The 10,225-nt window shown below is 37.8% G+C and carries 10 protein-coding genes; 7 read left to right on the forward strand and 3 right to left on the reverse strand.

The window, feature by feature from the left end:
- Positions 1 to 9: 9 nt before the first annotated feature.
- From BMY57_RS11410 to BMY57_RS11435, 6 genes are read left to right on the forward strand one after another with little or no spacing between them, the layout of a single operon-like run.
- The gene (locus BMY57_RS11410; RefSeq protein WP_091774412.1) at positions 10 to 612 is read left to right on the forward strand and encodes a DUF4166 domain-containing protein; all 603 of its coding nucleotides are present in this window, start codon (positions 10 to 12) and stop codon (positions 610 to 612) included.
- A complete protein-coding gene (locus BMY57_RS11415; RefSeq protein ID WP_091774414.1) occupies positions 596 to 2,146 on the forward strand; it encodes a YndJ family protein in 1,551 nt (516 codons plus the stop codon). Before BMY57_RS11410 ends, BMY57_RS11415 begins: the two co-directional genes overlap by 17 nt.
- A 3-nt stretch (positions 2,147 to 2,149) precedes the next feature.
- Positions 2,150 to 3,001, forward strand: coding sequence for an aminoglycoside 6-adenylyltransferase (locus tag BMY57_RS11420; RefSeq protein ID WP_091774416.1), 852 nt, complete (start codon positions 2,150 to 2,152; stop codon positions 2,999 to 3,001).
- Positions 3,002 to 3,012: 11 nt separating this feature from the next.
- Positions 3,013 to 3,405: a DUF4181 domain-containing protein gene (locus tag BMY57_RS11425; RefSeq protein ID WP_091774418.1), complete on the forward strand. Its 393-nt coding sequence runs from the start codon at positions 3,013 to 3,015 to the stop codon at positions 3,403 to 3,405.
- A 19-nt stretch (positions 3,406 to 3,424) separates the two neighbouring features.
- Positions 3,425 to 3,646 (forward strand): hypothetical protein, encoded by a 222-nt coding sequence (locus BMY57_RS11430; protein WP_091774420.1) that lies wholly within the window; start codon positions 3,425 to 3,427, stop codon positions 3,644 to 3,646.
- Between the two features lie 46 nt (positions 3,647 to 3,692).
- Entirely contained in the window at positions 3,693 to 5,090 is a 1,398-nt protein-coding gene (locus tag BMY57_RS11435) for a M20 family metallopeptidase (RefSeq protein WP_091774422.1), read from the forward strand.
- 368 nt (positions 5,091 to 5,458) lie between these two features.
- Here the strand turns inward: BMY57_RS11435 and BMY57_RS11440 are convergent, their stop codons facing one another.
- The 3 genes from BMY57_RS11440 to BMY57_RS11450 are packed head-to-tail and all read right to left on the reverse strand — an operon-like array spanning position 5,459 to position 8,914.
- Positions 5,459 to 7,477, reverse strand: a complete 2,019-nt coding sequence (locus tag BMY57_RS11440) for a TRAP transporter permease (protein WP_091774424.1) — start codon at positions 7,475 to 7,477, stop codon at positions 5,459 to 5,461.
- Entirely contained in the window at positions 7,474 to 7,938 is a 465-nt protein-coding gene (locus tag BMY57_RS11445) for a DUF1850 domain-containing protein (protein WP_091774426.1), read from the reverse strand. The genes BMY57_RS11440 and BMY57_RS11445 overlap by 4 nt, the downstream gene beginning before the upstream one ends.
- A complete protein-coding gene (locus BMY57_RS11450) occupies positions 7,928 to 8,914 on the reverse strand; it encodes a TAXI family TRAP transporter solute-binding subunit (RefSeq protein WP_091774428.1) in 987 nt (328 codons plus the stop codon). Before BMY57_RS11450 ends, BMY57_RS11445 begins: the two co-directional genes overlap by 11 nt.
- A gap of 275 nt (positions 8,915 to 9,189) precedes the next feature.
- Here BMY57_RS11450 and BMY57_RS11455 point away from each other — a divergent pair, with 275 nt between their 5' ends.
- Positions 9,190 to 10,095: a DMT family transporter gene (locus tag BMY57_RS11455; RefSeq protein WP_091774429.1), complete on the forward strand. Its 906-nt coding sequence runs from the start codon at positions 9,190 to 9,192 to the stop codon at positions 10,093 to 10,095.
- Positions 10,096 to 10,225 lie beyond the last annotated feature (130 nt).

Raw genomic sequence — 10,225 nt, forward strand, 5'->3', positions numbered from 1 at the left:
GAGAGTCCAATGTCTATCTATAAACAGGTTCTTGGAGAAGATTTTCATCAACTTCATCCAATGTTACAAAAACGCTATGAAATGATGGGGGAGCGTCCAATTAGAGGTGAAGGCGTCATGACCGAAATCCAAGGCGGACCCAAATTATTAAAACCTCTTATGAAACTTGGAATGAAACGTAAACTTCTTTTTCCGGAGTCTGGGGAGGATGTGCCTTTTACCATCATTAATTCTCCTCGAGGCAAGAGAAAACAAATTCATTGGGAGCGACAGTTTCATTTTCCTAACAATACTAGGTACTTCAACGCGCTTATGAGCTTGAATGAAGAGAGTTTAGTGATTGAAGACTATCTTGGTGAGCCAGCATTAGTTTATTCGGATTTAATATTTAAAGTCGACAGTGGGGCCCTAACCATTCGATCACATAAACAACGGTTGGTGCTAGGTAAAATAGAGATTCCACTTCCTAGATGGTTTCAAAGACTTGCTGTTGTTAAGGAGAGTTACCATGATCAGTCAAAGAAATTTGAGATTGCGGTTCAGGTTCGTAATCCATTGATGGGTCAGATTTTTAGTTATAAAGGGGAATTTACGAGTGAGGATATTACATAAATTAGGGCTTATGAATATGGTGATTTTAGCTATAGTGGCTATTTTAACTCCCCATGACTGGTATTTTCTAATTTTAACAGCTGCACAGTTAATCTTTGTACCGATTGTGTTGAGCTCGATTCATGAGACAAAGCAGATTGTTTGGTTTGCGATTCCGGCTTTTTTAGCCGTTATCTTGATCCAACTTACACCTGATTCAACTTGGCACGCTGGATTCGCGGCGATATATTTGATTTATACGCTTGCTGTTGCCTTTGAAGGTGTGAAGCGGTTTCTGCGCCGTGGTTTTACACATATGGAAGAGAGTTTTATAGATCTTGGAATGATGTTTCTTGCAGTAGGTGGCATGTGGTTTTTCGCTTATGAAGCGGGAATTGATACAGGATTTAGTCCGATTATGACGTGGTTGACTGGAATTCATTTTCACTATGCAGGTTTTTTATTGCCAGTGTTCGCAGGGATATTAGGGAGACTTTATAAATCTAAGCTATATCAATGGGTAGCACCAGCTCTCGTTTTGGCTCTTGTATTAGTCGCTTTAGGAATCACCTTTTCAACCACTCTTGAGCTCATTTCTGTCTTCGTTTATATCTTTGCAATTTATGGGTTAATTGGTATGAGTTTTCGAGCAGGCTATCAACACAATGTCCAAAAATGGTTATTTCGCATCTCATTTCTAGCGCTTGGTATATCCATACTTTTCTCACTGCTGTATGCATATGGGAATTGGTCGGGATATTATACGATGACCATCGATTTTATGATTAAATTTCATGGATTAACTAATGCTTTGCTTTTTGCAGGTATTGGAACCATAGCAGCTTCTAGCTTTACACCACCACAACGATATGAAAAGCCTGTTTTTCCAGTTAGCGAGCTTCGCGGAGGATTGTCTATAGGGGAGTCCTTTTTAACAGGTAAAAAGGCAAATCAGGACTCTACAAGTGGTCTTGTGGATGATATGGATGTTTACAATCTAGAACTTAATACAACGGTAAAGGATTTTTATGAAAACACGTCAGATTATCGCCTGTATGCGAGTGTTCATTGGAAAACATGGTTTAAACCATTCGCGGCCATCTATAAATTAATCAGCCATTACGTTCAGCAAATAAATCTTCCGTTGTCTAGAAAAAGAGTTGAAATGATAGGAGATGTCATTCTGATAAAACCTGAGCTTGATTCTCGAAAGAAAGTTAGAGCTTGGCTTCGAAAGATAAATCATCACACGACCTTTGTCGCCCTCTACTCGGAACATACCTTTAGCGGGGAAACGTTTATGAACATTGCCTTACCACTTCCAGGCTCAACGATGATCGGTGTTCTTAATTTGACTCAAGAACAAGATCAACTCATTCTATCAAGTGAAAAAGTAGGGATTTTCTTAGCCTTTCGCGAATACGTTATGAAACTCCCTATAAGTGAACGGTTTAAAGTATGGGAAACAGATGTTGGTCAATTGCATGCTCAACATAACATGTGGATTTTCGGATTGCCGTTTTTGAGCATTGATTATGATATAGAAAGGAAGTAACGTATGCGAACAGAATCAGAAATGATGGAATTAATTTTGAGTACAGCACGTGAAGATGAACGAATACGAGCGGTTTGGATGAATGGATCAAGAGTCAATCCTAATGCAAAGCGAGATATCATGCAAGATTATGATGTGGTATATGTGGTAAAGGATATTAATAGTTTTCAACAAGAGGTGAATTGGGTGGATCGATTTGGTGAAAGAGTCATCATGCAAATTCCTAACCCATCACCATGGCAAGTAGAAAATAATGTCGTAACCTATTTGATGCAATTTAAAGATGTGAATCGAATAGATCTCCACTTGGTGCCAGTCGAAAAAGTAACAGATATGATGAAAACAGCGGAGAGTTTAACGGAAGTGTTACTAGATAAAGATGGTGTCATCCCTAAACTTCCTCCAGCTAGTGATCGAGATTATTATGTATCCAGGCCTTCAGTAAGTGATTTCAACCATACTTGTAATGAGTTTTGGTGGGTAATGCCATATGTTGCTAAAGGTTTGTGGCGTGGAGAAGTATTATACGCTAAAGGGATATTAGAAGGACCGTTACGAAATGCGTTAATGCAAATGTTAGATTGGTCGGTTGCTATAGATTATGATTTTAAAATTAGTACGGGAAAGTTTAGTAAAGAGTTACACGCCCTATTAGATCAAACAACGTGGAACCGACTATTAGATACGTTTCCGACAGCGCATAAAAATTCTATTTGGCAAGCGTTAGAAATCATGGGAGATTTATTTCATGATGTAGCAAAAACTTGTGCACAGCGACTAGGTTTCAATTATAATGAGGAGGAAGAACAATCTGTACGTCAATACATGAAACGGGTTAAAAATAACGAAATTTAGGAGTTTTACATATGCATTTTATTGATATTCTATTAATTTTTGCGGCTTTATTCATTGCAGCCTTCATAGTTGAACTTATTCTTACTAAGATTTTTAATATAGAAGTCCGCACACAACGATATATTAACAATACTCATAAAAAACGCTATCGACAGTTTCTGATTATCTATTTAGTAATCTTATTCATTTTATTCGGTTTGTATATTTTAGGGTTAATCATCGTGTTCATCCCTATTACATTAATAGTCTTGTACCCTGTTTGCAGTTCGATTGTGGATATGGTCATGGAATGGAAGCATGCTCGTGAGTCACGTCGATTTATTATTTCAATTTCCAACATCGCAGTCTATGTTTCTTTCATTGTGTTACTGTTCACGACAGACTTTTTCGGATATTATTCTTAAGGTCTAAGGAGAGGGAGACATGCCGTTTTTAAAAGCGATCATTCACATTAATGCTTGGTCACATTTAGCGCTTGTGTTTTACGGTCTGATTTTTACATTACCATATGAAACTTACTTCAGTATCTCTAGTAAAATAGTGATAGGGTCCATTTTTATTTATTTACTCCTTGGAATTTATGTTGATTTAAATGATTATAAGAGGTTTGGATATTTTGTTCGTCAATGGCTGTCTAATAAGTAATTTAGACAGTTTTTTTAAAAGATCATTACAAAAAGGGAGTGATGACATGTCGCACATTAAAGTTGTGGATCAGTTAATTGAGGAAAAGAAAGAGTTATTCATGGATATGAGTGATCGAGTCTGGGATTTTGCTGAAACAGCTTTTTTAGAAAAGCAGTCAGCTGACTATATTGTTTCAAAGCTAGAAGAGCAAGGGTTTGAAGTTGAACGAGGTGTCGCGGGTATTGAAACAGCTTTTGTTGGTACCTTTGGGAGTGGTGCACCAGTCGTTGGATTTTTAGGTGAGTATGATGCATTACCTGGGTTAAGTCAGGAAAAAGGTGTAGCTGAACATAAGCCAATCGTTAAAGGCGGAAATGGACACGGGTGTGGTCACAACTTGCTTGGTACAGGTTCATTTGCGGCAGCAATTGCAGTGAAAGATTATATGGAGAAACATGGGATTGAAGGCACGGTAAAATACTTTGGATGTCCAGCTGAAGAGTTTGGAGACGGTAAAGCATTTATGGCAAAAGAAGGCGTCTTTGATGAATTAGACTTTGCCTTATGTTGGCACCCAGCTCCGATCAATTCAGTGTTTAAAATGAATGTTCTCGCTGTCAATCAAGTGTATTTCCGATTTAAAGGGCGTTCAGCTCATGCCGCAGCAAGCCCTCACCTAGGACGGAGTGCGCTAGACGCAGTTGAACTCATGAATATCGGTGTAAACTATTTACGTGAACACATCATACCAGAAGCACGTGTACATTATGCTGTGACGAATACAGGTGGTGATGCGCCTAACGTCGTCCAATCAGATGCAGAAGTTCTCTATTTAATCCGTGCACCTAAAGTTTCTCAAGTACAGAGTATCTATGAACGCGTTTGTAAAATTGCGGAAGGCGCAGCATTAATGACGGAAACCGAACTTGAAATCGTGTTTGATAGTGGTTCGTCGGATATGGTTGAGAACCATACACTTGATTCAGTAATGGAAAAGAACTTATATGAGTTAGAGCCACCTCAGTTCTCAGAAGATGAAGTCGCGTTTGCTGAAAAAATTCGTGAGACCTTATCAGAAGAAGAGAGAAATACGTTATGGGCAAGTGGAATAGAAGGCGTGGCACTCACTGATTTTGTTATTGATCGTGAAGCTCAAGACTCATCAGCAGGCTCAACCGATGTCGCAGATGTCAGTTGGATTGCACCCACCACTCAGGCCTTAACCACCTGTATAGCCAACGGTACGGCGCTGCACTCCTGGCAAGCCGTCTCACAAGTCGGAACATCCATCGGGCAAAAAGGAATGCTTTATGCCGGAAAGGTCATGGCCGCAACCGCTTTAGATGTGATGCAAGATCCAGAGCTTTTACAAAAAGCCAAAACTGAACATAGCCAGGTAGCAGGAAAAGATCGATATATCAGTCCAATTCCAGACGGAGTTAAAGCAGGGTTGACTGAATAATAAAGTAAGAACCAATTCATTGATCAGAATTGGTTCTTTTTTAACGCAAAATATTTAACTTTATAAAAGACTTGAACTTGTCGATAAGCCAGCTCTTATTATTAGAAAATTTTTATGAATATTTGAAACCTAAGGCATCTTATTAGAAAGAGATGCTATTTACTAGAAATAATGGATGTTTTATTAGACAGAATCGTGAATTTTCTAGACAAATTCACTTTTTTATTAGACAAACTGAGCAATTTACTAGAATTTATAACGATATATTAGATAAATCCCAACTTTATTAGAAAATTCGCTTTAACATATAATAAATTGTTATAACAAGAAAACCTCGGAAGTTGGTTAAAAACAACTTCCGAGGTCTTTTATGCAGGTTGAGTATTTTGTTTTTTATCTTTAAAGAAGTTAAAAGCTAAAATTAGAACGACCACAGATAGGCCAATTACATCTGTTAATAATCCTGGCACGACTGATAAAATCGCACCGCCTAATAACAGGATTCGTAAAATTGGGTTGATAAATGTCTTGTAAAAGCCTTCTAAACCAGCACTTAAGGCAACAATTCCTATGATGGCTGTAGACGTATTCAAAATAATATCCATCACAGGTGGTAAGGCAAATTCAGTTTCATTCGTTGCAATATTGGCAGTTTCAATTAACAATAAGGCTGGATCATAGACGAATAGGTAAGGGATAATGAATCCAGCTAATGATAATTTTAAAGCTTGGAAGCCAGTGTTCATCGGACTTCCACCAGAAACTCCTGCACCTGCGAATGCTGCCAAGGCAACTGGTGGTGTTACGTTTGCAAAAATACCGAAGTAAAAAACAAACATATGTGCCACTAATACTGGAATTCCAAATTCCGCTAAAGCTGGGGCTGCCATCGTAGCCGTAATAATATAAGCTGGAATTGATGGTAGTCCCATACCTAATATCATTGATGCTAACATAGTAAAGAATAGTGTTAAGAATAAAGATCCTGCGCCTAAACTTTGAATAGAAGATGTCATAACAGTACCGAAGCTTGTTAAACTGACAACACCAATAATGATTCCGACGACCGCACAGGCAATCATTACGGCTAGAGATTGACGAGCTCCTAGAACTAAGGCATCTAAAATATCTTTTGGTGTCATTCTCGTTGTTTTTCTAAATGAAGCCACCACAATAGTTAAAACAATAGTCCAAAACGCCGCACGACCTACTGGCATGTTTTGGAATAACATCACGATTAAACCGACAATAGGAATCAGTAAATGTCCACGTTCCTTCATAATCTCTTTGACACGTGGCAGGTCCGCCTTAGGAATCCCTCTTAAGTCACGTTTACCCGCACGATAGTGAACTTGCATGATGACAGCTAAATAGTAAAGTACAGCAGGAATCAAGGCTGCTAAAGCAATCGTTCCGTAATTAATCCCCGTTGTTTCTGCCATAATAAAGGCACTCGCACCCATAATTGGAGGTAAAACTTGACCACCAACTGAGGCACTAGCTTCAACGGCACCGGCAAAGTTTTTGTTATAACCGATTTTTTTCATGAGTGGAATGGTGAAAGAACCGGTACTTACAACGTTTGCAACGGCTGCTCCATTAATACTTCCCATAAAACCACTTGATACAACAGCAACTTTGGCAGGACCACCTTGACGATGTCCGGCAAGCGCCATCGCTATATCATTAAAGAATTGTCCTAGACCTGATTTAGTCAGGAAGGCTCCAAATAATATGAATAAGAATATAAAGTTAACAGAAGCGCCAATAGCAGTAGAATATAGCCCTTCAGTTTTTAAATACAGCTGTCCGAAAATATCGCCTAAATCGAAATCACGAGTAATGAGTCGCATTGGCAAGAAGTCCATGTGACTAAAGAATGGATAGGCAAAAAATACTAATGCGACAATCGGTAATATAATTCCGGTTACACGGCGAGCAGCTTCTAAAACGAGTAACACTGTCATAATTCCGACGATGATATCCATCGTATTCGGAATTCCACCACGTTCGGTGACAATGGCTGTATATTCAGTAAGGATATAAATAGCTGAATAAAAGCTTAATCCGAACAAAATCCAGTCATAAAACGGAACTTTTGTCCGATTTTGCTTAGAATAAGTTGGATAGATTAAGAAGATTAAGGCTAACCCTATTGCGACGTGAATAGAGCGTTGTTGTAGGGCTGGTATAGGGTTGAATTGAATCCATAGATGATAAATAGAATACAGTGCAGCCACCACAATTAATAGCCAAAAAATCAGTTTTCGATTATCGAGATCTCTAACTTTTGATTGGCGATCATATTTTTCAAGAACCTCTTGATTTTGTTCCCCTTTATTACCTTCAACATCTATAGGTACATTATTCTGATCGTCTTTACTCATAAAAACTCCCCTCCTAAAAAGTTCCAAAGATAGAAGTCCTGTGCTGTGATCTCCACTTCACTATAATTCTCCACAAGCTCATATAATGGTATATCTTTGGTACTTGTTTCAATGGTTGTTTGTACATTTTCTGACACAACAATACTTACTTTCTCCATTGGGCGATTCACTTCCATATGTACAAAACCATCTTCAGCTTTAATTATTTTACCGTCTGAGGGTACACCTGCACCAAAGGTTTTAAAGTAAGTTTCAGTTAATACTAATGCGTCATTTTGTCGTTCATAGATTTCAGACCACGGTTCGTGTTCTACAGAATGGATCCAAGTTAATGTGAATGAATGACTGCGAAGATAATAGGTTTGGTTCTCTGTTTCAATTTGAATTACTGGGATATGAAAAAAAATTAAAAAGAGGAGCACAACTAGCGCAGTACCCCTCTTCAACCACTTACTGTTCATTGTAATAGCGTTCTGCTCCTGGGTGAATAGGTGCCACCATTCCTTCTTGTGCATCTTCTAATGTAATATCAGAAGCTGCTTGGTGAGAGTTTTCTAGTTGATCTAAGTTGTTAAATAATGTTTCTGTTAGTTTATAAACATCATCTTCGCTTAAGTCGGAGCGTACGACTAAAGCATTCATAATAGCTGCTGTTTCAATTGGTTCCTCATTATCATAAGTACCTTCTGGAATTTCTAGAGAAACAAAGTATTCTTTATCTTGAGCGATTTCTTCAACTTTTTCTTTTTCAATCGTTACAATTTTTAAGTCAACTGATTCAGCTAGTTCTAATACAGAAGAGTTTGGAAGACCACTTGTTAAGAAGGCTGCATCAATTTGACCGGAACGTAAACCATCTGCAGCTTCAGCATAACCTAAGTAATCAACTTCAATATCATCATATGTGATTCCGTGTCCTTCTAATAGAGTACGTGCATTTACCTCAACGCCTGAGTTTTGATCTCCTACAGCTACACGTTTGCCTTCAAGGTCATCCAATGTTTCGATACCACTATCAGCTGTTGTTACAACTTGTACGTAGTTTGGATATAATGTAGCGATTTGTTGAACATTTTCGACAGGTGCGTCAAAGCTTTCAGTACCTTCAACCGCTTGACTTAAAACGTCACTCATTACGAAAGCCATTTCAACTTTTTCTTCTTTTAATAAGTTAATATTCTCTACTGATGCACCAGTTGTTTGAGTACGAGAGTTTACATTTAACTCATCCGTATAAACTTCACTAAGTGTTGTTGCGATAATGTTATAAGGTCCAGATGAACCACCCGTTGCAATCGTAGCAATGTTTGTATCTAATCCTTCACCGCCACCATTGTCGCCACCGGATTCACCGTTATCATCTCCACCACCACAAGCAGCAAGTAAAAGAGATAAAGTTAATAGTAATGTGAAAGCGCTTAGAAATTTTTTGTTCATATATATGTTCCCTCCTAAATTGTTTTTATGTTTTGACAGAATGATTATATCATATCATATACCAAAAGCTCTATCTTTATTCAGTAACGCTTTAATGAAATTTTCAAAATGTAACATAATTTTTAAATAAATTATAAAAATAACGGAAAGATTTTCTATGGAAATACTTTAAGATTGCATTAAATAGCTAACCGTTGTAAGATTAACACGCTAGAAAAAACTCTTAGTAGTTTAACCTGAACCTGATAGATAGAGAGAAAAGGGAGGGTTTTACGATGAGAATGAATCATATTATTGCATACGGTATGGTCGTATTAGGTGCAACTTTCTGGGGATTAACTGGTTTGTTCGTACAAAATTTGTACGTATTCGGGTTTTCACCTTGGCAAGTGGTGACCTTGCGTTTAACCATATCAAGCCTCATCCTATTACTTTTGTTAGGAACCATGGCTAAAAGCTACTTGAAAATAAGGTTAAGAGATTTGCCTTATTTCATAGGTTTAGGTGTTTTTAGTATTAGCTTTTTCAATTGGTTCTACTTTCAAGTCATGGAACAATCATCGCTCTCAGTTGCCGTCGTTTTTGTTTACACATCACCTGTCTTCGCAGCCATCATCGCAAAAATTCTTTTCAAAGAAGCTTTAACTCTACCAAAGATCGTCGCTATCATTTTAACCATTATCGGAAGCGCATTTGCTATTGAATTTTTACCACTTGGAGAATTTTCATTAACCATTAAAACCGTTATCTATGGATTATTAGCTGGATTTTTCTGTTCGACGTATAGCTTACTCGGCAAAAACGTCAGCCAATGGTACCATCCATTTACAATAACGTTTTATGCGATGTTGTGCGGAAGTATATTCTTAATTCCAACGAGTCAAATCTGGGAGCATCAAGAAGCTTTAATGAACGGGGAAGTATGGCTCAACGTGCTAGGGATTGTCATTATATCAACGGTTTTAGCTTATCTTATTTATACAATTGGATTGGCCTATATTGAATCAAGCAAAGCTACCATCCTATCATCAGTTGAGATTTTAGTTGCAGTATTAGTAGGAGTAATAGTCTTTGCAGAAGTATTAACAGGGTGGCAATTACTTGGTTTTGGATTAGTATTCGTAGCGTTATTCTTAACCGTTTTTTCGTTCAAAAGAAAAGAACATTTGAGGACGAAGTGATGTTTGCCTCTAAGCTGTCGACAAATTCTCGACAGCTTTTTTTATTGTTTAGGAAATTATAAAATGACTCAGTTGTGGATAAGTATGTGATAGAATTTAACTAATAAATTTAGGAGATATTTCGGTATGG

The sequence above is a fragment of the Piscibacillus halophilus genome, assembly GCF_900110685.1.
Taxonomy (GTDB): Bacteria; Bacillota; Bacilli; order Bacillales; family Alkalibacillaceae; genus Piscibacillus; species Piscibacillus halophilus.

What these genes read in the sequence shown, in the direction of transcription:
- BMY57_RS11410 (WP_091774412.1), top strand. Translation starts at nt 10, where the DNA reads ATGTCTATCTATAAACAGGTTCTTGGAGAAGATTTTCATCAACTTCAT.
- BMY57_RS11420 (WP_091774416.1), top strand. Translation starts at nt 2,150, where the DNA reads ATGCGAACAGAATCAGAAATGATGGAATTAATTTTGAGTACAGCACGT.
- BMY57_RS11425 (WP_091774418.1), top strand. Translation starts at nt 3,013, where the DNA reads ATGCATTTTATTGATATTCTATTAATTTTTGCGGCTTTATTCATTGCA.
- BMY57_RS11430 (WP_091774420.1), top strand. Translation starts at nt 3,425, where the DNA reads ATGCCGTTTTTAAAAGCGATCATTCACATTAATGCTTGGTCACATTTA.
- BMY57_RS11435 (WP_091774422.1), top strand. Translation starts at nt 3,693, where the DNA reads ATGTCGCACATTAAAGTTGTGGATCAGTTAATTGAGGAAAAGAAAGAG.
- BMY57_RS11440 (WP_091774424.1), bottom strand. Translation starts at nt 7,477, where the DNA reads ATGAGTAAAGACGATCAGAATAATGTACCTATAGATGTTGAAGGTAAT.
- BMY57_RS11445 (WP_091774426.1), bottom strand. Translation starts at nt 7,938, where the DNA reads ATGAACAGTAAGTGGTTGAAGAGGGGTACTGCGCTAGTTGTGCTCCTC.
- BMY57_RS11450 (WP_091774428.1), bottom strand. Translation starts at nt 8,914, where the DNA reads ATGAACAAAAAATTTCTAAGCGCTTTCACATTACTATTAACTTTATCT.
- BMY57_RS11455 (WP_091774429.1), top strand. Translation starts at nt 9,190, where the DNA reads ATGAGAATGAATCATATTATTGCATACGGTATGGTCGTATTAGGTGCA.